This window comes from Pseudomonas sp. PME37.24/025 (assembly GCF_055556615.1).
In genome coordinates this window covers 233,912-259,807 of the sequence record NZ_JBVHNK010000010.1, presented here as the reverse complement: position 1 = coordinate 259,807, position 25,896 = coordinate 233,912, and the positions used below count along the sequence as shown (strand labels likewise).

Below are 25,896 nucleotides of genomic sequence, written 5' to 3'. Positions count from 1 at the left end.
GCCGCACCGACAATAGAAGGGGGAAAACTGACAATGGGTGTAGAAAGGGCAGTCGCCGAACTGGGGGTGCTGATCTATCCCGGTGCGCAGATGGCGGCGGTGCATGGGCTGACGGACCTGTTCGGCGTGGCCAACCGGATCGCCGCCGAGCATCAGGCGGCGCAGCTACCGTTGCTGCGGGTCAGTCACTGGCAGGTCGATGGCGATCAAGTACCCGAGCGTGTTTATGACACTCATCCTGGCCCGACTGGCGCGTTGGTCGCCGTGTTGATCCCGCCTTCGATCGGAGGGTTTTCCGAGGGGCAGGCGCCCAAAGAGTTGATTCGCTGGCTTCGTCAGCAACATGGCAACGGTGCGACCCTCGGCGGGGTCTGTGTAGGTTCTATTTTGTTGGCCGAAAGCGGCCTGCTCGATGGCCGTAGCGCCACCACCCACTGGACCTCGGCCAAGGCCTTCGCCGAGCGTTACCCGGCGATCAAGCTCAAGGCCGACACGCCGATTGTCGACGATGGTGACCTGATCACCACCGCCGGCTTGATGGCCTGGTCAGAACTGGGATTGCGGTTGGTGAACCGCTTGCTCGGGCCGAGCATTGCCACCGGCACGGCGCGGTTTTTGGTGGTGGAACACAGCGACAGTGCGAGCGAGTGCGGCAGTAATTTTTCACCGATTCTCAACCATGGCGATGCGTCGATTCTCAAGGTCCAGCATTGGCTGCAAAGCACCGGCGCGACTGATGTCTCGTTGACGGCAATGGCCGAGCGGGCGGGGCTGGAAGAGCGCACCTTTCTGCGTCGTTTTCGTGCGGCAACCGGGTTGAAACCCACCGAGTACTGCCAGCACCTGCGGGTCGGCAAAGCCCGGGAAATGCTCGAGTTCACCAACAGCACCATTGATCACATTGCCTGGACCGTGGGTTACCAGGACCCGAGTGCGTTTCGGGCAACGTTCAAAAAGATTACCGGGCTGGCGCCGAGTGATTACCGGGGGCGGTTTGGTGTGTCTGCGACCGCGGCAACGACTCGGTCGCAAGCATCACCACAGATCTGAAAATGTGGGAGCGAGCCTGCTCGCGATAGCGGTGTGTCATTCAACACAAATATGGAATGTCAGGCCGCCATCGCGAGCAGGCTCGCTCCCACATGGGTTAGGCGGCAGGTTTGAATCGTGCAAAATGCCGGGAGTATTGAAAGGTGTCGTGCAGAATAAAACAGGCCTTGTGCTATCGCGTATTTCGCAACCGGCTGATTTGAAACCCGTTTCACTCCAGCCGCCGTTGGCCTGATCTCTGCACCGCCTTCAGCTACATTTATCAAGCGCAGATTGAAGGGGAACGCATGACCCCAACAAACCGCAAGAAACTGGTGCTCGCCCATTCGGTGCGTCCCGACGCCTCGCTGCACGAAGTCGAAACCAATCGTGCGCTGGCCCGTTGGCTGGCGCAGGTCGTCGGGCTCGAGTACGGCGGCAGTTATGACTTGGAACTGCATAGCGGCCGTGATGTTTATCTATTGCCGACCCAGACGCTGGTGGGCGTTGCTGCCGCCCGGCGGTTGGGCGTCAAAGGGCCGGAGGATTTTTGGGGCGGTTACGTCGACCACGATTTCATTTGCACCAAGGCCATTAGCCATGGGCTGTTGAATCGCTATGCGTTCGCGCCCGAAGGCTGGTCGCCGTTGTTTTCAGAACGGGTGCGTAGCGTTGTGCTCAATGGCCTCAGCGTGTTCTCCCTGGACGATGCTCGCCCGGCGGCAGAGCACCTGCTCTACAGTGGTCCGATCCGCATGAAGCCTATTCATGCCTGCGCCGGACGCGGTCAGGAAGTGATCAAAAGCCTCGACCAGTTCGACGCCATCCTCGCTCGTCCCGATGCCAAAACATTGTTCACCGAAGGCGTGGTGCTGGAACAAGACTTGACCGAGGTGGTCACCCACAGCGTCGGCCAAAGCTTCATCGGCGATAACGTGCTGAGTTATTGCGGTGATCAATACTTGACCGAAGATGGTCAGGGCGAGAAGGTTTATGGAGGGTCCAATCTGTTGGTGGTGCAGGGTTATTACGAGGACCTGCTGGCGCTGGAACTACCGGACGACACGCGGCTGGCGATCCAGCAAGCGCAGGTATTCGACAGCGCGGCCGATGAAGCTTACCCCGGTTTCTACGCCTCGCGGCGCAATTACGACATCGCCCAAGGGTTGGATTGCGATGGCACACAACGCAGCGGCGTGCTCGAACAATCCTGGCGCCTGGGCGGTGCCAGCAGTGCTGAAGTCGCGGCGCTGCAGAGCTTCGTCAACAACCCCGGCTTGCGCGCGATTCACGTGTCGTCGGTCGAAACCTATACCGATCAACCGCTGCCGACCAATGCCATCGAGGTCTACCGCGGGCCGGCGGAACACAGTGACTTTCTTCTCAAGTACGTAACGGTCAAATCCTATGACGGCTAGAAGCGAAACCATTGCGATCGACATCGATGATGAACAGATGAGCGGAACCTTCCTCAGCCCCAAATCGAAAGTCCCGGGTGTGCTTTTCGTTCATGGCTGGGGCGGTAGTCAGGAGCGCGATCTGGAGCGCGCCAAAGGCATCGCCGGGTTGGGTTGCGTGTGCCTGACATTCGACTTGCGCGGCCACACCGGCGGGACCGGTATTCCGTTGTCCCGGGTAACCCGCGAAGACAACCTGCGTGACCTGCTGGCGGCCTACGACCGCCTGCTCGCGCACCCGGCGCTCGACACGTCTGCGATCGCCGTGGTGGGTACCAGTTATGGCGGTTATCTGGCGGCGATCCTGACCTCCTTGCGCCCGGTGCGTTGGTTGGCGCTGCGGGTGCCGGCGTTGTATCGCGACGACTTCTGGCACACGCCCAAGCGTGAGCTGGACAAGCTCGATTTGCGCGATTACCGCAGCACGCGGGTCCACGCCGACAGCAATCGCGCGCTGCATGCCTGTTCGCAATTTACCGGGGATGTGTTGCTGGTGGAGTCGGAGACCGACGCCTATGTGCCCCACGCGACCATCATGAGTTACCGCGCGGCGTGTCAGCAGACCCACTCGCTGACTCACCGGATTATCGATGGTGCCGATCACGCCTTGAGCGAGCCTGTCTCGCAACAGGCGTACACCTCAATCCTGGTGGGCTGGATCACGGAAATGGTGGTGGGCGAGCGGTTGAGCATTATTCAGTCGACATGAGATTTGCGGTGTTCTTGCGATCATTCGCGAGCAAGCCCGCTCCCACATTGGATTTGTGTGCACCACCGATCCCTTGTGGGAGCGAGCCTGCTCGCGATGGCGGCATCCGCTTCGCCATCATTCTCAAGAAGGTTTTTTCGAAATCCGCAACGATTTCGCCTTGGCCTCCACCACCAGGTACATCACCACGGTAATCAGCAGCGGCAGGAGGAAATAGATCGCCCGATAAGCGAGCAACCCCGCCACCAGGCTTCCCCGCGAGACCTCATGTTGCAGCAATGCCACGAACACCGCTTCCAGCACGCCGAGCCCGGCCGGAATGTGGGTGATGACCCCGGCAATGGCGCTGATCAGCAACACGCCAAGCACCAACGGATAGTCCAGCTTGCTCGGCAGCAGAGTGAAAATCACTGCCGCCATCAGCGACCAGTTCAGCGCGCCGAGGGCCAGTTGCAGGACCGCCATGTGCAACGACGGCAGGTCGATTTCCACGCCGCGAATCGACCACTCCCGCCGGCTGGAAAACCGGCAGGCCGCCAGATACCCCGCACTCAATAGCAGCAACAACACGCCCACGCCTTGCAGGGCATCACTGCTCAGTTTCCAGCCTGGCGGCATTCGCACCAGCCCGCTGCTGAACACCGTGCCGGCAATCACCATGTAGCCGAACCAGTTAGTCGCCAGGCTCAGCCCGAGGATTTTCGCGATGTTGCTTTTGCTCACACCGAGCCGTGAATACAGCCGATAACGCATGGCGATGCCGCCGACCCAGGCGCTCAGGTTGAGGTTGAAGGCGTAGCTGATAATCCCTACCGGGAGGATCTGCCGCCAGGTCAGGTTCTGCCGGATGTAGGTGCGGCCGATCAGGTCGAAACAGGCATAGACCAGAAAACTCATCAGCGTCACCCCGGACGCGATGATCAGTGTGCGCACCTTGAAATCGGCCAGGGTATCGAACACTTCGCCCCATTCGATGCGTTGGGCAAGCATCGTGAACAGCACGATCAACGCCAGAAAAAACAGCATCGTCAGCGGCTTTTTCCAGCGGTGCCAGTGGGATTTTCGCGGCGTGTCGGAGTGAGGGGCAGGCCGTGCATCGGAATGGCTCATGCCTTATCGCTCCCGGTCGGATGGATGAACGGTTTCAGGCGCGGTTTATGCGCCGGCAGCCAACCGGCCCACGCCGGGAAATGCTGCAGGAAGTGAAACACCAGAAGACCGATGGTCATATGCCAGACCCGCCCGCGAGGGGCCTTGTCTGCCGACATGATCTTGCAGTGGTTGCTGCTCAATTCGTCGAGACGTTCGAACAGGTCTCGGTTGAAGGCACGGTCACGGATCAACACATTGGCTTCCAGGTTCAGGGACAGGCTCAGCGGATCAAGGTTGCTTGAGCCGACAGTGCTCCAGTCCTCGTCGACCAGGGCGACTTTGCCATGCAGGGGACGGTCGCAATATTCGTAAATCGCTACCCCGGCCCGCAGCAGATAGTCGTAGGTCATGCGCGCGGCGAGCCGGGCCACGCGCAAATCCGGCTGCCCCTGAAGAATCAGGCGCACCTCGACCCCTCGGCGCGCCGCGTTGCGGATCTCCCGCAGCAGCCGATAGCCTGGAAAGAAGTAGGCATTGGCGATGACCACGCGATGCCGGGCGCCGCGCAGTACCCGCAAGTACACCTCTTCGATATCGCCGTGGTGTTCGCCGTTATCGCGATACACCAGCCGTACCTGACCATCATGATCGCTGACCGCCAGTTCCGCGCGCCTCTGTCTGCGGCGTTGCCACCAGTACTTGGCCCGGGCCGGGCGACCGCTTTGCAGCAAGGCGAAATGATGAATATCGGCCACCGCCGGGCCTTGCACTTCAACCGAATAATCCTGTTTGGCCTCGGGGCCGAAGTCGGCCAAATGGTCGGCGGAAAAGTTGATTCCGCCGAGGAACGCAATCGTGCCGTCGACCACCACAATCTTGCGGTGCAGGCGGCGGAACCAGTTGGTGCGGATGCCGAAGTGACGCGGGGCGGGGTCGAATATTTGCAGGCGCACACCGGCATTGCTCAGGGCGGCGAGGAACTCCGTACTCAATTCGCCACAGCCAAAACCGTCGAGGCTGACGGTGATGCGCACGCCGCGTTGAGCCGCTTCAATCAGGATTTTTTGCAGCTCATTACCGACCTTGTCCTCGAACACAATGAAGGTCTCCAGCAGGATTTCACTCTGGGCCTGACGCAGCGCTTCAAACACTCGTGGAAAGTATTCTTCGCCGTTCTCCAGCAATTCGACGCGATTGTTACCGTGCCAACCATATTCGACGTCAACCACTGCGGGCTTGCGCACCGGCGGAGGCGCGGAGACGTGTTCGATCGTGGTTTTTTCCATCAGTGGGCCGGTCATAGCTCGATCTCCACCGATAGCGGTGCATGGTCGGAAAGGTGTGACCAGGGTCGTGCCGCCAGTACTTGCGGATGGCTGGCCTTGAGGTTGCGCACGTAGATGCGGTCCAGGCGCAACGCCGGCAAACGCGCCGGGAAACTGCGTGCTGGTTTGCCATGCAACTCAGCGAACACCTCACGCAAGCCGCAGGGCTTGAGCAGCGCATCGGCGCGCAGGCGCCAGTCGTTGAAGTCGCCGGCGACCACCACCGGGGCATCCTCCGGCAACTCTTCCATACGTTGGCTCAGCAGCTTGAGTTGTGCCTTGCGGTGACTTTCGCGAAGCCCCAGATGGACGCAAATGGCATGCACTTCGCGGCCATCGCCGGGCATCCGTAGCACGCAATGCAGGATTCCACGGTTCTCATGCCCGTGGATGGAAACGTCGAGGTTGTCGTGGCGAATGATCTGGAATTTCGACAACAGCGCATTGCCGTGATCGCCCGCCGGGTAGACCGCATTGCGGCCATAGGCAAATTGCGGCCACAACGTATCGGCAAGGAATTCGTACTGGGGCATCGCCGGCCAATTGAGGTAGCGCTGTGGATGATGTTCGTGGGTGCCGTGGACTTCCTGCAAAAACACCACGTCAGCGGACACACTGCGTACCGCTTCGCGCAACTCGGGCAGGATAAAGCGTCGGTTGAGCGCGGTGAAACCCTTGTGGGTGTTGACCGTCAGCACGGTAAAACGACTCACGGTGCTGATGATGGGTTGCTGTTCATCCGTGGTGCCGACCGGTTCGGGAATGCTCATGGCAGCACTCCTTCGGCAACCGGCTCGCCGGGGGCGGTGGCGAGCTCTTTGTCGAGATGCAAACGCTCAAGCAGGCGGCGGGCATCGAAGGGCGCGCAGACTTTGATGTCGTTGTCGAAATAGCAGAATACTTCCCGGGATTTGCGGATCTTGGGTTTTTGCCGAGGCGCGATCAATTGCGGATCCGCCGGTTGCTGTCCGTGATACCAAGCCTCGATCCGGTCACCCCAGCGTTTCAGTGCTTGTGGGGTGTAACCGCTGGCGTAAAGCTCTTCGGCACCGTGCAGGCGCAGATAGACGAAATCACTGGTGAGGTCTTCGCGATACGGCCATTTGCCGGCGGTGTCGGCGATGACGAGCGCAGTGTTGTAGCGTTTGAGCAGACGGACGAAGGCGGGATCGACGAAGCTGTCGTGGCGAATTTCCACGGCATGGCGCAGCGGTTTTTTGCCGTAGGCCTTCATGCTGGCGTGACCATTCAGGCGCGGCTCATGTTGGCGGGCGAGGGTGGCGGCCTGTTCCGTGTCGTGGGGTAATTGTTCGAGAAAGCTTTCGAACAATTGCGGGTCGAATTTGAAGTTGGGTGGAAACTGCCAGAGGATCGGGCCGAGTTTTTCCTTGAGTTCCAGCACCCCGGAGGCGAAGAAATTCGCCAAGGGTTTGTGGATGTCCCGCAGGCGCTTGATATGGGTGATGAAGCGCGGCGCCTTGACGCTGAACACGAAGCCCGCTGGGGTTTCGTCGTACCACTGCGCATAACGTTCTGGCCGTTGCAGGGCGTAGAACGATCCATTGATTTCGATGCTGTTCACTGCCCGTGAAGCGAATTGCAATTCGCGCTTCTGGGTCAGCCCCTTCGGGTAGAACTCCCCCCGCCAAGGCGTGTAGCGCCAGCCTGAAATACCGATATGAATCGCCGCCATGTCGCCTCCCGTCTATGTAGCCCTCGGACAGCCTCTGTCTTTTGATGACTGCCGGGCGTACGAGAAAGTTTCGACGGGGCTACGGACGGTAAAAATTCAACAAAACTCCTCCATTCAAGCGGGTTTGTTCGCGATAGCGGTGTATCTGTCACTTCGATGCCGGGTGTGCTGACCTCATCGCGAGCAGGCTCGCTCCCACATTGACCGGTGCGATGTCAGGAATTTCAGCATCATGCAAATCCCCTGTGGGAGCGAGCCTGCTCGCGATGAGGCCGGACCAGACCACATCAATGCCGGATCAGTTTGCTACGCACCTCGGTACTGGCTTGCTGATCCAGCTCCAGCCAGAACTGCTGCTTGCCGGCGATCTCGGCGGCGGCCGGTAGGCCGTCGCGATACACCAGTCGATTGCTCGCCAGCGCCGGCACTTTCGCGCCAGGCAACAGCGTGCCGGCGAGGTTCAGCGGATCCACCCCACACACCGCGATCAGACTCCCGTCACAGGGGCGTCGTCTGACTTCGCGCAGCAATGGAATCGCCTCCGGCAGCGCAAACTGCTCCCCCGCCAGACCACTGACAAACCTCCCGCCACGAATCTCGCCCCGGGCCTCGAGCCGATGGAACGTGCGCAGCAATTCCCGCCAACTCGGCAGCCAGTCCGCCTCACGCTCCAGCAAGCGCCAGAACACCACGCCGTAACGGCGCAGCAAGGTCATGGCAATGTGTTCCAGGGTTTCGCTGGGCGTAGGCGCCGGCCGTTGTTTATCCACAACCGGGGCGGCAGCACCGCGGCGTAGCAAGGCCCAGCGTCCGGCATCGTCCATCCCGCCGACAAACGCTCCGCGCCCGCGTCGGCTGCTGCGATTCTGGCGTTTGCTGGCCGGGGTAATCAGCGCCCGCAGGCCGGCGAAGCTGTCGGCGTTTACCAACCCGGCACCGACCAGTTCCTGCAAGGCGATTTCCAGTTCCGAGCGCAGCAGATGGGCTTCGTGAATCAGTTCATCGAAAAACAGTGCGCCGTGCTGACTGAGCGCTTCATGGACTTTTTGGGTTTTAGGCGACAGTTCGCTGACCGGTGTCTGCTCGGTCAAGCTGCTCCACAGCCCGACCTGACTGCGCGGTAGCAATAGAATCGGCGTGCTGCGTAATGCGGTGCTGGTGCTCTTGTTGCGCGTGGTCAGGCGGGTCCACACCAGTTTGCCGCTGCGGCATAACTCATCCAGCCAGGTCGCCGAATAATCTTTGAGCCGCGCCGGCAGAATGTCGCTGTCCCACGCCGAAGCGGCGGCGGGGTAGCCTTCGAACTGGCTGATGATCGCCGGCAACACCGCGCGGCCCTGACCTTGGCTCGCGGCGGAAAGATGCTGCCAGTCGAACAGAAAACGCATGAAATCCTGCAACGCCACCGGCTCGATTTCCCGTCGCAGCCGTTTGACCGTGTAGCGATGAATCCGCGCCAGCAAATGCCGTTCACACCATTCTTCTTCAGGGGCGCCTGGGGTGAATTGCCCGCGCAGTACATAGCCTTCGCGCTCCAGTTGCGCCAAAGCCTGAGTGACTTGAATCGCCGGTAACCCAAGCGGTTCGGCAATCGCTTTCAGCGGCAACGGACCAAACGCGCTGAGCCGCGCACGAATCAGTTCCAGCACTGCTTCGTCCGGCTCCCAGGTCTCATCGAAACCGGGCAATGCCTCCAACGGTGGAACCAATATGGCTTGTGGATAAATTGCCCGCAGGCAGGTCAGCCGTTCGAGTGCCAACCACAGCGATTGTTCGGCGTTGATCTGCAAACGGCTGGCACGGCCACTGTCGGCCAAGGCATTCAGCCAATCGAGCCAATTCGGGTTGGCCTGAGCCTCGTTATCGGCGATGCACGCCAGGCTCATCAGCGCTTCATGCATTTCATCAATGCCAGTGGGTGTTGGCCAGGCTTCATCACGCACCGCGGTAATTGCCTCGGCGTCCAGCGCACCGAGATCATCGGTGGACTGCGGATCACTCCAGCGGCGGCTGAGCACTGCCTGAGTGCGGCGCTCTTCCAGCGGTGCATCGTCGAGAAAGGTGTAGGGGCGGGCGCTGAGAATCTCCGCCGCCAGTGGCGAGGGCGCCGGCAAATCGCGGCTGATCAGGCGGATGTCGCCCTGTTCCATACGCCGCAACAACGCCAGCCAGCCTTCGCTGTCCATGGCTTCGTGCAGGCAATCGTCGAGGGTTTGCTCCACCAGCGGATGATCGGGAATCTCACGCTCGCCGGCGAGATTTTCCACGCAGGCGATCTGATCGGGAAACACGCTGGCGATCAGGTCTTCGCTTTTCATCCGCTGGATCTGCGGCGGTACTTTGCGTCCGCCGCTGTAGCGCGGCAGCGCCAGGGCGACCCCGGCGTTCCAGCGCCAGCGCACGCCGAACAGCGGCGCCTCGAGCACCGCTTGAATCAAGGTATGTTCGGCACTGTTGCTGTGCAGATAACGCCAGACGTCCTCCAACTCGAAGCTGTGACCGGTGGACAGCGACAGTACGATGGCGTCCTCGCTGGCGGCGGCCTGCAATTCGAAGTTGAAAGTGCGGCAGAAACGCTTGCGCAGGGCCAGGCCCCAGGCGCGGTTGATGCGGCTGCCGAATGGCGAGTGGATGATCAGCTGAGTACCGCCGGACTCGTCGAAAAACCGCTCCATCAGCAGCGTGTCTTGCGATGGCAAGGCGCCGAGGGTCTGACGCGCCCGGGCCAGGTAATCCACCAGTTGCTCGGCACTGGCGAGATTCAAGCCGAGTACGTCGGTCAGCCAGTCGACGGCTGGCTGCAAGTTGCCGGGTGTGGCGCCGAGTCGCTCATCGAGTTGCGCTTGCAGGCGGGCCACGGCGAACGACAGTTCATCACTGCGCCCCGGTGCTTCACCGAGCCAGAACGGAATGGTCGGTGGCTGACCCTGAGCGTCTTCGACCCGGACTTTGCCGGTTTCGACCCGCAGGATTCGATACGACGTATTGCCCAGCTGAAAGATATCCCCGGCGATGCTTTCCACCGCGAAGTCTTCGTTGACGCTGCCGATGTTCAGCCCTTGAGGCTCCAGCAGAACGCTGTAGTCGGCGTTGTCGGGAATCGTCCCGCCGCTGGTCACGGCAGTCAGCTTGGCGCCTCGACGGCCGCGCAGGGTGCGGCTTACGGCGTCCCGGTGCAGGTAAGCGCTGCGAATACCCAAGCGTCCGTTGTAGCCCTCGGCGAGCATTTGCAGCAGTGCCTGATAGTGCTTTTCGTCGAGCGTGGCGTAAGGCGAGGCGTTGCGCAGCATGTCCAGCAGCGCCTGTTCCTGCCATTCCTGGCAGCTGACCTCGGCGATGATCTGCTGGGCCAGCACGTCCAGCGGCGCTTCGGGGATCAGCAATGTGTCGAGTTCGCCACGGCGGACGCAATCGAGCAGGGCGGCGCATTCGATCAGGTCGTCGCGGGTGGTGGCGAATAACCGGCCCTTGGGTGTGCCGCCGACCTGATGCCCGGAACGGCCGACCCGTTGCAGAAACCCGGCAATCGAGCGTGGTGAAGCGATCTGGCACACCAGGTCGACGTCGCCGATATCGATCCCCAATTCCAGCGAAGCAGTGGCGATCAGCACTTGCAGCTCGCCGCGCTTGAGCCGTTGCTCGGCGTCCAGGCGAAACTCCTTGGCCAAGCTGCCATGGTGGGCGGCAACGGCCTCTTTGCCGAGGCGTTCGCTCAAGTGTCGACTCAGGCGTTCGGCCAGGCGCCGGGTGTTGACGAAAATCAGCGTGGTCCGGTGTTCACGGGCGAGGGCGGCGAGTCGGTCATAGACCAGTTCCCAGACGTCGTTGGCCATTACCGCCGACAACGGCACGGGCGGCACCTCTATATCGAGATCCCGTGGGCGGGCGTGGCCGATGTCGATGATGTCGCAGTCGCGATCACGGCCGACCAGATAACGCGACACCGCTTCGATGGGTTTTTGCGTGGCGGACAGGCCGATACGCACCAGCGGTTGTGCGCAAAGCGCCTGCAAACGCTCCAGGCTCAGGGCCAGGTGGCTACCGCGTTTGCTGGCGGCAATGGCGTGGATTTCGTCGACGATCACTGTGTGGGTGGTGCCGAGCATTTGCCGGCCGGAGTCGGAGCCGAGCAGCACGTAAAGGGATTCCGGAGTGGTCACCAGAATGTGCGGTGCGGTTTTGCGCATGGCCGAGCGGTCTTTTTGCGGTGTATCGCCGGTGCGCACGGCGGTGCTGATCGGCACATCGGGCAGGCCCATCACCCGCAACTGTTCGGTAATGCCGGCCAGCGGGTTTTGCAGGTTAATCTGGATGTCGTTGGACAGCGCCTTGAGCGGCGAAACGTAGACCACCAGGGTCTCGTCCGGCAGGCCGTCCGGGCTCTCCAGGCCACGATGGACCAGATCGTCGAGCACGGCCAGAAACGCAGTAAGGGTTTTGCCGGAGCCGGTGGGCGCGGCGATCAGGGTCGAACGGCGCTGGCGGATCAACGGCCACGCCCGGGCCTGGGCGGCGGTGGCCGTCGCGAAGGTGTTGCTGAACCAGGCGCTGACGGCGGGGTGAAAGCCTGCCAGTGCAGCGTCCGTGGGGATGGGCAGATTCATGTCCTGATTTATGCGGGCGAGTCGGGGAAGATGCAAGTACCGCTCACGACCTTTGCCGGCCTTTAGGGCCCTATCGCGGGCAAGCCCGCTCCCACAGTCTTCTCTGTTGTTCACAAATATTGCATTCACAGAAGATCCCTGTGGGAGCGGCGGTGCGACGATTCGACTTGCCCGCGATGAGGCCAGTAGCAGCGCCACAAATCCCCGGGATCTACACTTTACGGATGACGGTTGCGCACTAAACCCGCAAAATGCAACGATTCCGGCAATTATTGAGGACATCGCCTGCGGGCGTTGTCGATAAAGCCATCGTTCCAATCAGACTGGGCCTGCTGACTCTATGCGAATGCGCCTTATGTTACTGGGCGGCGGAAATGCCCTTGGGCAGGCGCTGATTCGCCTCGGTGCGGAGGAAGACATCGGTTTCCTCGCCCCCCGCCCACCACAAGACGGCTGGGACGCCGCGAGCCTGACGCAACTGCTCGACGATACCCGTCCGGATGCGCTGATCAATCTCGCCTATTACTTTGACTGGTTCCAGGCGGAGACCGTCAGCGAGCAGCGTCTGGCCGGGCAGGAGCGAGCCGTCGAGCGGCTGGCCGAGCTGTGCCAGCATCACAACATCGTGCTGCTGCAACCGTCGAGTTATCGCGTGTTCGATGGCTCCCGGGCGACCGCCTACAGCGAAAAAGACGAACCGGTACCGCTGGGCCTGCGCGGTCAGGCCTTGTGGCGAATCGAGCAAAGCGTGCGCGCCACTTGTCCGCAGCACGTACTGCTGCGTTTTGGCTGGCTGCTCGATGACAGCCCCGACGGTACCCTCGGGCGATTCCTGAGCCGGGCCGAGAAAGCTGAAGAACTGCTGATGGCTGATGATCGTCGCGGTAATCCGACGCCAGTGGACGATGCCGCCCGGGTGATCATTTCGGTGCTCAAGCAACTCGATTGCTCCGCGCCGCTGTGGGGCACTTACCACTACGCCGGGCATGAGGCGACCACGCCGCTGGCACTGGGGCAGGCGATTCTTACCGAAGCACGGGCCCTGCATCCGCTGGCCATCGAAACACCGACCGCCCAGGCTCACGCCGCGCGGCCCGACGCCGCCGAAGAACCGCAACACGCGGTGCTGGCCTGCAAGAAAATTCTGCACACTTTCGGGATCAAGCCTCGCGCCTGGCGTGCGGCACTCCCGGGCTTACTGGATAGGTTCTATCGCCATGGCTAACGGCCCTGTTTTAATCACCGGCGGTGCCGGTTTCATCGGTTCGCACCTGACCGACGCGTTGCTTGCCAGAGGGCATTCGGTGCGCATTCTCGATGACCTCTCTACCGGCAAACGCAGCAACTTGCCGCTGGATAATCCCCTCGTCGAACTGATCGTGGGCGACGTCGCCGATGCCGCACTGGTGGCACAGGCGATGGTCGGTTGCAGCGCTGTGGCGCACTTGGCCGCGGTCGCCTCGGTGCAAGCTTCGGTGGATGATCCGGTGAAGACTCACCAGAGCAATTTCATCGGCTCGCTGAATATCTGCGAAGCCATGCGTCAGGCCGGCGTCAAACGGGTGCTGTACGCTTCCAGCGCAGCGGTTTATGGCAACAATGGCGAAGGTGAGTCGATTGACGAAGACACGCCCAAGGCACCGTTGACACCATACGCGGCGGACAAGTTGGCGAGCGAGCATTACTTCGATTTTTATCGCCGTCAGCATGCTCTGGAACCGGTGATTTTCCGCTTCTTCAACATCTTTGGCCCGCGCCAGGATCCGTCCTCGCCGTATTCCGGGGTGATCAGCATTTTCAGCGAGCGCGCGCAGAAAGGCTTGCCGATCACCGTGTTCGGCGATGGCGAGCAGACTCGCGATTTTGTCTATGTAGAGGACCTGGTGGACGTGTTGGTGCAAGCCATCGAGAAGCCGCAGGTCGAAGTCGGCCCGGTGAATGTCGGCTGGAATCAGGCGACGACCCTCAAACAAATGCTTGCAGCCCTTGAAGCGGTGGTCGGCAAGCTGCCGCCCGTGAGCTACGGCCCGGCGCGTTCCGGTGACATCCGCCATTCCCGCGCGAACAACCGACGTTTGCTGGAGCGGTTTACCTACCCGCAGCAGACACCAATGAGCGTCGGCCTGGCGCGGTTGCTGGGACGCTGACGTTTTACACAGCCATGAAAAAGGCGCCTTTGAAGGCGCCTTTTTTGTGGCTGATGCAAAACCCGTGGCGAGGGAGCTTGCTCCCGTTCGACTGCGCAGCAGTCGCCATCACTACTGGGTCTGCTTCGCAGCCCAGCGGGAGCAAGCTCCCTCGCCACAAAAGCCGATCAAGTGTTGCTTAAAACTTGTAACCCAAACCAACCATGTAAATAAACGGGTCCACATCCACGTTCACCCGTGCGCGGGTGCCCGGCGCGACGGCGTTGTTTTCCACGGTCGCACGGGTATCGATGTCGATGTAGCGCACCTGGGCGTTGATCATTACGTTGTCGGTCAGCATGTAGTCGGCACCGACTTCCCAGGCCAGGCCCCAGGAGTTTTTCGCCTTGAAGTTGCTGAAGCCATTGGCGCTGGCTTCGCTGCCGACGTGTTCGTCGTAGATCCAGGTGTAATTGATACCGCCGCCGATGTACGGCTGGAACGCGGACCTGGCGTCCAGCGGGTAGTAGACCAGGCTCAGGGTCGGCGGCAGGTGTTTCAGGGTGCCGAGTTTGCCGTTGGCGGCGCCGAGGGCGGTGCCTTTGAGTTTCACGTCATGCTCGAACGGCGAGGCCGCCAACAGTTCGATCCCCAGATGGTTGGTGATCATGTAGGCGAAGTTCAAGCCCAGTTGCGTGTCGCTGCTCATGGTGGCCTTGCCACCCAGATCGGCGCCCTTCAGCGGGCCCTGATCGACCTTGACGCTGGAGCTGTCGGCTTCCGGGTTGACGGTGATTGCACCGGCCCGAACGATGATGTCACCGGCGGTGTGAGCATGGGCGAGCGGGGCGGCGAGCGCGAGGGCGAACAGCGAAGCGCAGAGCTTGGACTTGTGCATGGGGGCTCCAAAGGACGTTAAAAATGTTCGATGTCCAATGGTAGGGATCCAACTGATACGGTCTTTTGATTCAGCTCAATGAAACAGTGATGGGCGGGTTTTAGTGGAATCTTTGATGGCCTCATCGCGGGCAAGTCGAATCGTCGCACCGCCGCTCCCACAGGGATCTTCTGTGAATGCAACATTTGTGTACAACAGAGAACACTGTGGGAGCGGCGGTGCGACGATTCGACTTGCCCGCGATGGCGATTGAACAGATAACACAGAATCACCGGATTCACTCCGGCAATTCATACACATAAATCTTGTCCGCCTCCATCTGATACCCGGCATCCGCCAACTCGCTGGTGGACGCCTTGACCTGTAACGCACCTTCGATCCAGTACGGCTGATACAGCTCATCAAGCTTCACGCCGACTTCGCTTTTGACATGCACGATCTGGTTCGACGGTGGAGGCGGTACATGGATGCAGGCGCCGAAATACGGCACCAGCAGAAACTCCGTGGTGCGGCCTTCTTCACTGACTTCCAGTGGCACGATGTACCCCGGTAAACGAATGTTCTTGCCGTCGAGGCTCTTCACCACCGGCGCGTTCGGCATGTCCTGTTTGGCCGCTGGAGCCGACTCCGCGGACAACGCGTCGCTCATCTTCGACAGGTCATGCAGCGGCGTCATGTTCGGCACTTCTGGCGCAGCATCCGGCGGGATCATTTCCGACCAGGTCAGGTCCTTCGGCTCGGCCGCCCACAACGGAAGGGCAACCAGCATCAATAGCGCAAGCACAGCGCGGGGCATCATTAATGTCCTCATAGTCGGATCGACAGGCCATCGGCCAGGGATTGGCGATAAGCACGCCATGCCGGCACGCTGCCCATCAACAGCGCGGCGATCAGGATGCCACCGAGCAGCGTCCATTCATATTCGCTCGGCCAGGCCAGCGGCAGGTACAAGCCGTAATTCGCCTGCACGTAACCCTGAGCCGCGGCAATGCCCACGTACAGCAGCGCCACACCGGCAATCACTCCGGACAACGCCAAGGCAAATGCCTCCAGCACCAACAAGGTCGCGATGTGCCACGGCCGAGCGCCGACCGAACGCAGAATCGCCATCTCGCGGCGCCGCTCGTTGAGGCTGGTGAGAATCGCCGTGAGCATACCGATCAACCCGGTCAGCACCACGAACAGCGAGACGACGAACAAGGCTTTTTCCGCCGTGCTCATCAAACTCCACAGCTCCTGCAATGCCACACCCGGCAGGATCGCCAGCATCGGTTCGCCACGGAATTCGTTGATCTCCCGTTGCAGCGCAAACGTCGAAATCTTGCTGTTGAGGCCGAGCATGAACGCGGTGATCGCTTGCGGCGTCAGGTCCATGTTGCGCGCCTGGTCGGCACTGATCCGGCCGTTACCGCGTGCTGGCACGCCGTTGTGCCAGTCGATGTGGATCGCCTCCATCCCGCCGAGGCTGATGTGCAGCGTGCGGTCCACCGGAGTGCCGGTGCGTTTGAGAATGCCGACCACGGTGAATGGTTTGTCGTCGTGTTTGACCAGGCTGATCACCGCCACGCCATGGGCCAGCACCAGTTTGTCGCCGAGTTTGTAATGCAGCGCATCGGCCACTTCGGCACCGAGTACCACTTCAAACGGGTCAGTGGCGAAGGCGCGGCCGTCGGCCAGTTCCAGGTGTTGCTGATGACCGTATTGGTAGTGCTCGAAGTACGCCTCGGTAGTGCCCATCACTCGATAACCGCGATGGGAATCGCCGAGGGACATCGGGATCGCCCACTTCACTTTCGGGTTGTTGGCGAAATGTTCAAAGCTGTCCCAGCGGATGTTGTTGGTGGCGTTGCCGATGCGGAACACCGAATACAACAGCAGGTTCACCGAGCCGGAGCGCGCGCCGACGATCAGGTCGGTGCCGCTGATGGTGCTGGCGAAACTGGCTTTGGCTTCGGTGCGCACCCGCTCCACCGCCAGCAGCAGGCAGACCGACAGGGCGATGGCGAACGCGGTGAGAATCGCGGTGAAGCGACGGTTAGCCAGGCTGGCCATGGCTAGACGAAACAAATACATCTCAGACCTCGGACGGGGTGGCGGCGCGATTGAGATCGGCCAGCGACAGGTGGCGATCGAACAGCGGCGCGAGGCTCTGGTCATGGCTGACAAACAACAGGCTCGACCCGGCTTCACGGCATTCGGCAAACAGCAGGCGAATGAAGTTCTCGCGGGCGTCGTAGTCCAGCGCCGAGGTCGGTTCGTCGGCGATCACCAGTTCCGGCTGACCGATCAACGCGCGAGCGGCGGCGACCCGTTGTTGCTGGCCGATGGACAGCGAATCGGCGCGGCGGCTGAGGATGCTTTCATCCTTCAGGCCCAAGTGGGCGAGCAGGGTGGCCGCGGCCTGATCGACGCTGCCGTGGCGCTGTTTCGCCCGCTCGGCACGCAGTTTCGAGAAGTGGCAGGGCAGTTCGACGTTCTCGCGCACCGAGAGAAATGGCAGCAAGTTGAACTGCTGGAAGATGTAGCCGGTGTGATCGACGCGGAAGTGGTCGCGGGCGCCGGCGGAGAGTTCGGTCAACTCCTGGCCGAGCAGGCGGATGCTGCCGCGATCGGGCTTTTGCACGCCACCGAGCAGGCCCAGCAGGGTGGTCTTGCCACTGCCGCTGGGGCCTTTGAGGAACAGGGTTTCACCTGGCATGAGGCGAAACGCCGGGATGTCCAGCAGTGGCGGATGACCGGGCCAGCTGAAGCCCAGGTCGGACAGTTCGATGAGTGCTTGGGTCATAGCGCCGATTTCATGGGTGTCGAGTATTTGGGTCAGTCACACATTCAAATTTCAATACAAAATCCTGTGGGAGCGAGCTTGCTCGCGATAGCGGTCTTTCAGACGACAACTTTGTTGAATGTGTCGACCTCATCGCGAGCAAGCTCGCTCCCACATGGGTTGTGTGTTGAGTCAGAATTTCAGGGCGGCAGCCTTGGCCGTCACTTCAACCCCTTGCTGCCCGCTCGGGCTGATCAGTTGTACCTGAATCTTCTGGGTGGCCGGGAATGTGTTGAAAATATTCGCCAGATCCAGGGTCTTCAGCGCGCCCGGGGCCGAGCAGCTGAATTGGTAATGGGCGTGGATTTCGCTGTGGTCATGGTGATGTTCGTGACCGTCCTTGGCCGCCTCGTGATCATCTTCGTCATGGTCGTCGGCATCCGGCTTGTCACCGAACAACGGGCTTTCCAGTTCCTGAGTCGCGACCACGCAACTGGCGGCTTTCGGCAGGTTGAACAGCTCCAGTGGTTTTTCCAGCTGCGCGCGCACGGTGGCGACTTTGGCCTTGTCGGCGTCGGTGGTGGCGGCGTGTTCGAAACCCACCAGGTTCATCGCCGGGCTTTCCAGCTCCAGCTCCAGCGTCTGGCCATCCAGCGCCGCATTCAGGCGACCGACGCCGTGTTCGTGGGCGCTGAGGCTGCCATGTTCATCATGATCATGCTCGACCGCCGCATGGGCGACAGCCAGCGGCAACAAGGCAAACGGCAAAGCGAGCAGCAGACGGCGCATGGAGGTCTCCGAAAAGTAAAATGAAAAATTTGTTATGTAATCTTATAACGAAAGTGCGGAGAGTTTGACCGTCTGCTTGGCGTTGCGCAAGACCCATGGGAGCATGCGAGTCAGGTATGTGCAGGAGCAGACTTATGTTGCGAATACGCGGAAGCATCGGCGACTGGCCGGTGGATTTGACGCTGGAGCTGGATGAGGGCGACTGGGCGCAGCTCGGTGCGCAGTTGCAGGCAGCAAAGCCCGAGGTGAGTGCTACGCCCGCCAAACCGGTGAATCAGGACGATGCGCTGTGGCAGATCGCACAAGGGCTGCTGCGCAAGGCCGGGCAATTGAGCGGGCCGGATCTACTGGAGCAGCTGGAAGGGCTGACCGGCAGCGCAGCGGCGGGCAAGCGCTTGTTGGTGCGCTTGCGCCACTGCGCAAACGTCAAAGTGGTGAGCGGCGGGGATACGCCGCTGTACAGCTGGATCGAGCCAGCGTAGGAATCGGGTTCACACGGACGGATCGAGTAAGCCACAAAAAAGATCGCAACCTGCGGCAGCTCCTACACGGGATTTGTATTTCCCCTGCAGGCGCTGCCGAAGGTTGCGATCTTTTGATTTTAATAAAGCGCAGCAAACAACTTGCGACGGTACGTGGTCACCAGTGGGTGATCGTTGCCCAGCAGTTCGAACACTTGCAGCAAGGTCTTGTGCGGCAAGCCTTCGCTGTAGCTGCGATTGCGGATGAACAGCTTCAGCAAGGCATCCAGCGCCGCGTCGTATTGCTGACGGGCCAGTTGCTGGATCGCGAGCTGATAGACCGCCTCATCGTCCTGCGGATTTTTCGCCAGACGCGCTTTCAGGTCTGCCGCATCCGGCAAATCCCTGGCCTGACCGAGGAACTGGATCTGCGCCTTGGCGCCGGCCAACGCAGCCTTGTGCTCATCGGTCTTGACCGCGTCGAGCACGATTTGCGCTTCACCCAGCTCGCCGCGCTCAGTCAGGCAGCGGGCATAGAGGATCAGCGCCTTGGCATTGGTGTTGTCTTCAGCCAGCAGCACTTTGAGTGTGGCTTCGGCGTCGGCGTAACGGCCGTCATCAAACAGCGCCTGAGCCTGTTCGAACGGGTCGGCCGCAGCGGGCGGCGGCATTTGCACGTGGGGTTCGAGCATCGTGCGCACAGCCGATTCCGGTTGTGCACCGGCAAAACCGTCCACCGGCTGACCGTCCTTGAACAGCACCACGGTCGGCAGGCTGCGAATGCCGAAGCGCGCAACAATGTCCTGCTCGATGTCGCAGTTGACCTTGGCCAACAACAATTCGCCCTGATAGCTCTCGGCGATGGTTTGCAGCATCGGCATCAAGGCCTTGCACGGCGCACACCATTCGGCCCAGAAATCCACCAGCACCGGTTTGTGAAAAGAGTTCTCGATCACCGACTGGTCGAAATCGGCAGTCGTGGCGTCGAAAATGTACGGCGTTTCCTGACTCATGGGGGATCTCGTAAAAGCGTGAATGTGGTCACTATAAGGCTTGGTGGGGGGTGGCTGAAAGCGGGGTGACAGTTAGTCTTCTGGTGCCTGATAAGCCGCCATCGCGAGCAGGCTCGCTCCCACAGGGGATCAACGTCGTCCGTGAAATTTGTGCTCCATACAAAACCAATGTGGGAGCGAGCCTGCTCGCGATGCTTTTAGCTAGCGCCGCGCGTGATAGAGGCTCACATACCGAAACTCTTCAGGCTCGGCCAGATCCGGCAAGGTCATCGCTTCCAGCATTTCAATGCGCCGATACAACGGATGGCGAAAATCCCTCACGCGCGAATCCGCCACCAACGCTTCCCGGCCACGGCTGAGAAACTCGTCGAGCAACGGCAGATTCGCCCGGTCGTACAACACATCGGCCACCAGAATCAGATCAAACCGATCGGCCTCGGCGAAAAAGTCCGTCGAGTAGCTGAGTTGCACGCCATTGAGTTCGGCATTCGCCCGACACGCGGCAATCGCCAACGGGTCCAGGTCACAGGCCACCACTTCCAGTGCCCCGGCTTTCACCGCTGCAATCCCGGCGACCCCTGAGCCGGCGCCGAAATCCAGCACCCGTTTACCTTCGACCCATTGCCGGTGCTCGGCGAGATAGCGAGCCACGGCCAGCCCACTGGCCCAGCAGAAACTCCAGTACGGCGGCTCATGGAGAATCCGCCGGGTTTCTTCCGGGCTGAAGGCACGGTCCATGTTGTCGCCGTCGATCAGCCAGAGTTTCAGCTCGGTGCCGGGTAACTCGCAGGCTACAAGCTGTGCATCGCCGAGCAGTTCACCTAACGCCTGTTGCAGGTCGAGCGGTGCAATCATGGCGCTTTGACGAATTGCAGCTGACCCAGTGCCTGGGTGGTTGGCTGTGTGATGGTTTGCGCCGGCAGATGCAGAATCAACTGCCCGGACTGGCTGGCGCGGCCACGAAGCTCGACGCGGGCACCGGCCGGAAAGGACTCGGGGTTGAAGCGCAGGCGAAACGGCAACACTTGATTGGTACCGATCAGGTTGGAACTGGCGAGCAATAGTTGCGGACGATCCTTTTCGTCGATCACCAGCAGCGCCAGTTCGACTTCGGCACCGGCCGGCACGCCCTGCAGGGTGCCGCTCAATTCACGTTGATAAGCCGGCAGGGGGCCGAGCTCGGCCGACGCCTTGGCTTTCTTCTGCGCCTGTTGCGGTGCAGGGCCGGGCGTTGGCGGCTGGGGCTTGGGCGCATCGCTGCCACAGGCCACCAACAGGCTGAAAAGACTGAGCAAAATGAGTGGTCGTAAAGACATTGGCGGCTCCAGCAAGCGAAATCCATATACAGCCAGTCTGTATACCGCAAACCCTATGGCTTGTCTTGCCACCGGGATGCGCTACCATGGCCCTCCCATTTTTTGTTGCCTGCCACCATGCACTGTCCCTTCTGCGGTGCCAACGACACCAAGGTCATCGACTCGCGTCTGGTCGCCGAGGGCGAACAGGTGCGCCGCCGGCGTGAATGCCTGGCCTGCGGCGAACGTTTCACGACGTTCGAAACCGCTGAACTGGTGTTGCCGCGCCTGATCAAAACCGACGGCAGTCGCCAGCCGTTCGACGAAGAAAAACTCCGTGCCGGCATGCAGCGGGCGCTGGAGAAGCGCCCGGTGAGTGTCGAGCGCCTCGAATCGTCGCTGGTGCACATCAAACACAAGCTGCGCGCCACCGGTGAACGCGAGGTCAAATCCCTCGTGGTTGGCGAACTGGTGATGGCCGAGCTGAAGAAGCTTGATGAAGTCGCCTATATCCGCTTCGCTTCGGTGTACCGACGCTTCCAGGACCTCAACGAGTTCCGCGAAGAGATCGATCGCCTCGCCCGTGAACCGGTGAAAGAATGACCACACCTCCCGAACAAGCCATCCTCGACGCGCATTACATGGCCCTGGCCCTGGAACTGGCGCGCAAAGGTCATTACACGACGCATCCCAACCCCCGGGTTGGCTGCGTGGTGGTGCGTGACGGGCAGATTGTCGGCGAAGGCTGGCATGTGCGCACCGGCGAACCCCACGCCGAAGTTCATGCCTTGCGCGCCGCTGGCGACAAGGCGCGGGGCGCCACGGCTTACGTGACCCTCGAACCTTGCAGCCACCACGGCCGTACGCCGCCCTGCGCCGATGCGCTGGTGAATGCCGGTGTGGCGCGCGTCGTTGCGGCGATGCAGGACCCGAACCCGGAAGTCGCCGGTCGCGGTCTGCAGCGTCTGGCCCAGGCCGGTATCGCCACTGAAAGCGGCGTGCTGGAGGGCGAGGCGCGCAAGCTCAATCAAGGCTTCCTCAAACGCATGGAACACGGCTTGCCGTTCGTGCGGGTCAAGTTGGCGATGAGCCTCGACGGTCGCACGGCGATGGAGAGCGGCGAGAGCCAGTGGATCACAGGTACAGCGGCGCGTTCGGCGGTACAGCGTTTGCGCGCCGAGGCCAGCGTGGTGCTGACCGGCGCCGACACGGTGCTGGCGGACAATGCGCGTTTGACCGTACGTGCCGACGAGTTGGGTCTGGACGCTGAACAAACGGCCTTGGCCATGAGCCGTCCGCCGCTTCGCGTGCTGATCGACGGTCGCCTGCGGGTGCCGCTGAATGCACCGTTCTTCAAGGCCGGTCCGGCACTGGTCGCCACGTGTGTCGCGGTGGAAGAACAGTACGCCAACGGCCCGGAATGCCTGATCGTGCCGGGCGACGATGGTCAGGTCGATCTGCATCAGTTACTGGTCGAACTCGCCAACCGTGGCGCCAATGACGTGCTGGTCGAAGCCGGCCCGCGACTGGCTGGCGCGTTTGCCCAGCTCGGGCTGGTGGACGAATTCCAGATCTTCATCGCCGGCAAGTTTCTCGGCTCTTCGGCCCGACCCTTACTGGACTGGCCACTGGCGCAGATGAAAGACGCGCCCGAGCTCAAAATCACCGAAATTCGTGCGGTTGGCGATGACTGGCGAGTCACTGCCATCCCTGTGCCATCGGCGAGCGTATAATTCCTGGCCATTGCTCTAGCGCTGGCTCTGTTCTCGAGGAGGACTCCATGTTTACCGGCATCATCGAATCCATCGGCAGTATTCGCGCATTGACCCCAAAAGGCGGAGATGTGCGGGTTTACGTAGAAACCGGCAAGCTCGACCTGAGCGATGTAAAGCTGGGCGACAGCATTGCCGTCAATGGCGTGTGCCTGACCGCGGTTGAATTGCCGGGCAATGGCTTTGCGGCAGATGTCAGTCGCGAAACCCTCGACTGCACCGCAATGAATGACCTCAAAAGCGGCAGCCCGGTCAATCTGGAAAAAGCCCTGACCCCGACCACTCGCCTCGGCGGGCATCTGGTCAGCGGCCACGTCGATGGCGTGGGCGAAGTGGTTGCCCGCACCGAAAATGCCCGCGCCGTGGAATTTCGCATCCGTGCCCCGAAAGACCTGGCCAAGTACATCGCCCATAAAGGCTCGATCACCGTCGACGGCACCAGCCTGACCGTGAACGCAGTCGATGGCGCCGAGTTCTTGCTGACCATCATTCCGCACACCCTGAGCGAAACCATCATGGCGTCGTACCAGCCGGGTCGCCGGGTGAATCTGGAAGTCGACTTGCTGGCCCGTTATCTGGAACGCCTGTTACTAGGCGATAAAGCCGCAGAGCCAACCTCCAGTAACATCACCGAAAGCTTTCTGGCCCAAAACGGCTACCTCAAATCCTGAAGCTCAAATTTCGAAAGAAGGGGGGTGCCTTGTGGCGCTCAATAGCATCGAAGAACTGGTTGAAGACATCCGCCAAGGCAAGATGGTCATCCTCATGGATGACGAAGACCGCGAGAACGAAGGCGACCTGATCATGGCCGCCGAGTGCTGCAAGCCTGAACACATCAACTTCATGGCCAAGCACGCCCGTGGCCTGATTTGCATGCCGATGAGCCGCGAGCGCTGCGAACTGCTCAAGCTGCCGTTGATGGCGCCACGCAACGGTTCCGGTTTCGGCACCAAGTTCACCGTGTCCATCGAAGCCGCCGAAGGCGTGACCACCGGTATCTCCGCGGCCGACCGTGCGCGCACCGTGCAAGCCGCTGCCGCCAAAGACGCCAAGGCTGAAGACATCGTCAGCCCCGGCCACATCTTCCCGCTGATGGCCCAGGCCGGCGGTACGCTGGCCCGCGCCGGCCACACCGAAGCTGCTTGCGACCTGGCGCGCATGGCCGGTTTCGAGCCGAGCGGTGTGATCTGCGAAGTGATGAACGACGACGGCACCATGTCCCGTCGCGCCGAACTCGAAGCCTTTGCCGCCGAGCACAACATCAAGATCGGCACCATCGCCGACCTGATTCACTACCGGATGATCCACGAACGTACCGTTCAGCGGATTGCCGAGCAGCCGCTGGACAGCGAATTGGGCCAGTTCAACCTGGTGACCTATCGTGATTCGGTAGAAGGCGATGTGCACATGGCCCTGACCCTGGGCACCGTGTGCGCCGAAGAGCCGACGCTGGTCCGGGTTCATAACATGGACCCGCTGCGTGACCTGCTGATGGTCAAGCAACCAGGCCGCTGGAGCCTGCGCGCCGCCATGGCTGCGGTTGCCGAGGCTGGCAGCGGTGTGGTGCTGTTGCTTGGTCACCCGCTCGATGGCGACGTGTTGCTGGCGCATATCCGCGAAACCGCGGATCACAGCGCAGTGAAAAAACCGACCACTTACAGCATCGTCGGTGCCGGTTCGCAGATCCTTCGGGACCTGGGCGTGCGCAAAATGCGCCTGATGAGTGCGCCGATGAAATTTAATGCGATATCCGGTTTCGATCTGGAAGTTGTAGAATACGTGCCCTCCGAATAATGACCGGCAATTTGCGGGCCTGTATTCGCGGTTAACACATCACTGAGGGACGCGTAGAAAACGCGTCCCGGCTCTTTAAGAGATCTAACGAATGACCCTGAAGACCATCGAAGGTACCTTCATCGCCCCTAAAGGCCGCTACGCTTTGGTAGTGGGCCGTTTCAACAGCTTCGTCGTTGAAAGCCTGGTCAGCGGTGCAGTTGATGCCCTGGTTCGCCATGGCGTGAGCGAAAGCGACATCACCATCATCCGTGCGCCTGGCGCCTTCGAAATCCCGCTGGTTGCGCAAAAAGTCGCTCAGAAGGGCGAGTTCGCGGCAATCATCGCCCTGGGCGCAGTCATTCGTGGCGGTACTCCGCACTTCGAATACGTGGCTGGCGAATGCACCAAGGGCCTGGCCCAGGTGTCCATGGAGTTCGGCGTACCGGTCGCTTTCGGCGTACTGACCGTTGATTCCATCGAACAAGCCATCGAACGTTCCGGCACCAAGGCCGGTAACAAAGGTGCTGAAGCTGCCCTGTCCGCTCTGGAAATGGTCAGCCTGCTGGCGCAGTTGGAGGCCAAGTGATTAGCGACGATAGCGATCGTTTCAACCCGCGCGATCCAAAGCCTGCGGATGCCGGCAAGCCATCGAAAAGCGTCAAGCGTCGCGAAGCCCGTCAGCTCGCGACTCAGGCGCTGTACCAATGGCACATGGCCAAGCAGTCTCTGAACGAGATCGAAGCGCAGTTTCGGGTCGATAACGATTTCAGCGATGTCGACGGCGCCTACTTCCGTGAAATCCTGCATGGGGTTCCGGCACAGAAGGACCGGATCGACGCCGCACTGGCGCCATGCCTGGACATCACCATCGAAGAGCTGGACCCGGTTGAACTGGCGGTTTTGCGCCTGTCCACCTGGGAGCTGCTCGAGCGCGTTGATGTGCCGTACCGCGTTGTGATCAACGAAGGTATCGAACTGGCCAAGGTCTTCGGTTCCACCGACGGCCACAAGTTCGTCAACGGCGTGCTCGACAAGCTGGCCCCGCGTCTGCGTGAAGCTGAAGTGAAGGCGTTCAAGCGCTGATTGGCGCTTG

Annotated in this window: 25 protein-coding genes; 12 read left to right on the top strand and 13 right to left on the bottom strand. The window is 61.1% G+C overall.

Going from position 1 to position 25,896, the window contains the following annotated elements:
- Positions 1-33: 33 nt before the first annotated feature.
- From ACZ3HH_RS19665 to ACZ3HH_RS19655, 3 genes are all read left to right on the top strand, one after another.
- Positions 34-1,050, top strand: coding sequence for a GlxA family transcriptional regulator (locus tag ACZ3HH_RS19665; protein WP_465806897.1), 1,017 nt, complete (start codon positions 34-36; stop codon positions 1,048-1,050).
- A gap of 287 nt (positions 1,051-1,337) precedes the next feature.
- Positions 1,338-2,447, top strand: coding sequence for a DUF3182 family protein (locus tag ACZ3HH_RS19660; protein WP_465806895.1), 1,110 nt, complete (start codon positions 1,338-1,340; stop codon positions 2,445-2,447).
- Complete coding sequence (locus ACZ3HH_RS19655) at positions 2,437-3,195, top strand: alpha/beta hydrolase family protein (protein ID WP_465806893.1); 759 nt, start codon at positions 2,437-2,439, stop codon at positions 3,193-3,195. Before ACZ3HH_RS19660 ends, ACZ3HH_RS19655 begins: the two co-directional genes overlap by 11 nt.
- A 123-nt stretch (positions 3,196-3,318) precedes the next feature.
- Here ACZ3HH_RS19655 and ACZ3HH_RS19650 read toward each other — a convergent pair whose 3' ends face one another.
- From ACZ3HH_RS19650 to ACZ3HH_RS19630, 5 genes are all read right to left on the bottom strand, one after another.
- Positions 3,319-4,305: a lysylphosphatidylglycerol synthase domain-containing protein gene (locus tag ACZ3HH_RS19650; RefSeq protein WP_465806891.1), complete on the bottom strand. Its 987-nt coding sequence runs from the start codon at positions 4,303-4,305 to the stop codon at positions 3,319-3,321.
- Positions 4,302-5,588: a cardiolipin synthase ClsB gene (clsB, locus tag ACZ3HH_RS19645; RefSeq protein WP_465806889.1), complete on the bottom strand. Its 1,287-nt coding sequence runs from the start codon at positions 5,586-5,588 to the stop codon at positions 4,302-4,304. Before clsB ends, ACZ3HH_RS19650 begins: the two co-directional genes overlap by 4 nt.
- Entirely contained in the window at positions 5,585-6,382 is a 798-nt protein-coding gene (locus ACZ3HH_RS19640) for an endonuclease/exonuclease/phosphatase family protein (protein ID WP_460144402.1), read from the bottom strand. The genes clsB and ACZ3HH_RS19640 overlap by 4 nt, the downstream gene beginning before the upstream one ends.
- Complete coding sequence (locus ACZ3HH_RS19635; protein WP_465806886.1) at positions 6,379-7,305, bottom strand: DUF72 domain-containing protein; 927 nt, start codon at positions 7,303-7,305, stop codon at positions 6,379-6,381. Before ACZ3HH_RS19635 ends, ACZ3HH_RS19640 begins: the two co-directional genes overlap by 4 nt.
- A gap of 287 nt (positions 7,306-7,592) precedes the next feature.
- Positions 7,593-11,909, bottom strand: coding sequence for an Lhr family helicase (locus ACZ3HH_RS19630; protein WP_465806884.1), 4,317 nt, complete (start codon positions 11,907-11,909; stop codon positions 7,593-7,595).
- A 340-nt stretch (positions 11,910-12,249) separates the two neighbouring features.
- Here ACZ3HH_RS19630 and ACZ3HH_RS19625 point away from each other — a divergent pair, with 340 nt between their 5' ends.
- Positions 12,250-13,134, top strand: coding sequence for a sugar nucleotide-binding protein (locus ACZ3HH_RS19625; protein WP_465806882.1), 885 nt, complete (start codon positions 12,250-12,252; stop codon positions 13,132-13,134).
- Positions 13,127-14,056 (top strand): NAD-dependent epimerase/dehydratase family protein, encoded by a 930-nt coding sequence (locus ACZ3HH_RS19620; RefSeq protein ID WP_465806880.1) that lies wholly within the window; start codon positions 13,127-13,129, stop codon positions 14,054-14,056. The genes ACZ3HH_RS19625 and ACZ3HH_RS19620 overlap by 8 nt, the downstream gene beginning before the upstream one ends.
- A 178-nt stretch (positions 14,057-14,234) precedes the next feature.
- On the opposite strand, the gene ACZ3HH_RS19615 is transcribed toward ACZ3HH_RS19620, so the two are convergent.
- From ACZ3HH_RS19615 to ACZ3HH_RS19595, 5 genes are all read right to left on the bottom strand, one after another.
- Positions 14,235-14,933 carry an OmpW/AlkL family protein gene (locus ACZ3HH_RS19615; protein WP_465806878.1) on the bottom strand — a complete coding sequence of 233 codons (699 nt, stop codon included), beginning with the start codon at positions 14,931-14,933 and terminating at the stop codon, positions 14,235-14,237.
- A 277-nt stretch (positions 14,934-15,210) separates the two neighbouring features.
- Positions 15,211-15,729 carry a DUF3299 domain-containing protein gene (locus ACZ3HH_RS19610; RefSeq protein WP_123720598.1) on the bottom strand — a complete coding sequence of 173 codons (519 nt, stop codon included), beginning with the start codon at positions 15,727-15,729 and terminating at the stop codon, positions 15,211-15,213.
- Positions 15,730-15,740: 11 nt separating this feature from the next.
- Positions 15,741-17,006, bottom strand: coding sequence for an ABC transporter permease (locus ACZ3HH_RS19605; protein ID WP_149630359.1), 1,266 nt, complete (start codon positions 17,004-17,006; stop codon positions 15,741-15,743).
- 1 nt (position 17,007) lies between these two features.
- Positions 17,008-17,718: an ABC transporter ATP-binding protein gene (locus ACZ3HH_RS19600; RefSeq protein WP_465806876.1), complete on the bottom strand. Its 711-nt coding sequence runs from the start codon at positions 17,716-17,718 to the stop codon at positions 17,008-17,010.
- Between the two features lie 171 nt (positions 17,719-17,889).
- Positions 17,890-18,486, bottom strand: coding sequence for a DUF2796 domain-containing protein (locus ACZ3HH_RS19595; protein WP_465806874.1), 597 nt, complete (start codon positions 18,484-18,486; stop codon positions 17,890-17,892).
- 134 nt (positions 18,487-18,620) lie between these two features.
- Here ACZ3HH_RS19595 and ACZ3HH_RS19590 point away from each other — a divergent pair, with 134 nt between their 5' ends.
- Positions 18,621-18,968 carry a hypothetical protein gene (locus tag ACZ3HH_RS19590; RefSeq protein ID WP_465806872.1) on the top strand — a complete coding sequence of 116 codons (348 nt, stop codon included), beginning with the start codon at positions 18,621-18,623 and terminating at the stop codon, positions 18,966-18,968.
- 119 nt (positions 18,969-19,087) lie between these two features.
- On the opposite strand, the gene trxA is transcribed toward ACZ3HH_RS19590, so the two are convergent.
- From trxA to ACZ3HH_RS19575, 3 genes are all read right to left on the bottom strand, one after another.
- The gene (trxA, locus tag ACZ3HH_RS19585; protein ID WP_007906841.1) at positions 19,088-19,960 is read right to left on the bottom strand and encodes a thioredoxin; all 873 of its coding nucleotides are present in this window, start codon (positions 19,958-19,960) and stop codon (positions 19,088-19,090) included.
- Positions 19,961-20,161: 201 nt separating this feature from the next.
- Positions 20,162-20,815, bottom strand: coding sequence for a class I SAM-dependent methyltransferase (locus ACZ3HH_RS19580; RefSeq protein ID WP_465806869.1), 654 nt, complete (start codon positions 20,813-20,815; stop codon positions 20,162-20,164).
- Positions 20,812-21,276, bottom strand: a complete 465-nt coding sequence (locus ACZ3HH_RS19575) for a YbaY family lipoprotein (RefSeq protein ID WP_460144412.1) — start codon at positions 21,274-21,276, stop codon at positions 20,812-20,814. The genes ACZ3HH_RS19580 and ACZ3HH_RS19575 overlap by 4 nt, the downstream gene beginning before the upstream one ends.
- Before the next feature lie 117 nt (positions 21,277-21,393).
- On the opposite strand from ACZ3HH_RS19575, the gene nrdR reads away from it, so the two are divergent.
- From nrdR to nusB, 6 genes are all read left to right on the top strand, one after another.
- Positions 21,394-21,858: a transcriptional regulator NrdR gene (nrdR, locus tag ACZ3HH_RS19570; RefSeq protein ID WP_007906838.1), complete on the top strand. Its 465-nt coding sequence runs from the start codon at positions 21,394-21,396 to the stop codon at positions 21,856-21,858.
- Positions 21,855-22,988, top strand: a complete 1,134-nt coding sequence (ribD, locus tag ACZ3HH_RS19565) for a bifunctional diaminohydroxyphosphoribosylaminopyrimidine deaminase/5-amino-6-(5-phosphoribosylamino)uracil reductase RibD (protein WP_465806866.1) — start codon at positions 21,855-21,857, stop codon at positions 22,986-22,988. The genes nrdR and ribD overlap by 4 nt, the downstream gene beginning before the upstream one ends.
- Before the next feature lie 47 nt (positions 22,989-23,035).
- Positions 23,036-23,698, top strand: a complete 663-nt coding sequence (locus ACZ3HH_RS19560) for a riboflavin synthase (RefSeq protein ID WP_465806864.1) — start codon at positions 23,036-23,038, stop codon at positions 23,696-23,698.
- 31 nt (positions 23,699-23,729) lie between these two features.
- Positions 23,730-24,821 carry a bifunctional 3,4-dihydroxy-2-butanone-4-phosphate synthase/GTP cyclohydrolase II gene (ribBA, locus tag ACZ3HH_RS19555; protein ID WP_038981347.1) on the top strand — a complete coding sequence of 364 codons (1,092 nt, stop codon included), beginning with the start codon at positions 23,730-23,732 and terminating at the stop codon, positions 24,819-24,821.
- 91 nt (positions 24,822-24,912) lie between these two features.
- Positions 24,913-25,389 carry a 6,7-dimethyl-8-ribityllumazine synthase gene (gene ribH / locus ACZ3HH_RS19550; RefSeq protein WP_003228649.1) on the top strand — a complete coding sequence of 159 codons (477 nt, stop codon included), beginning with the start codon at positions 24,913-24,915 and terminating at the stop codon, positions 25,387-25,389.
- Positions 25,386-25,886: a transcription antitermination factor NusB gene (nusB, locus tag ACZ3HH_RS19545; protein WP_038981348.1), complete on the top strand. Its 501-nt coding sequence runs from the start codon at positions 25,386-25,388 to the stop codon at positions 25,884-25,886. Before ribH ends, nusB begins: the two co-directional genes overlap by 4 nt.
- Positions 25,887-25,896: the final 10 nt, after the last annotated feature.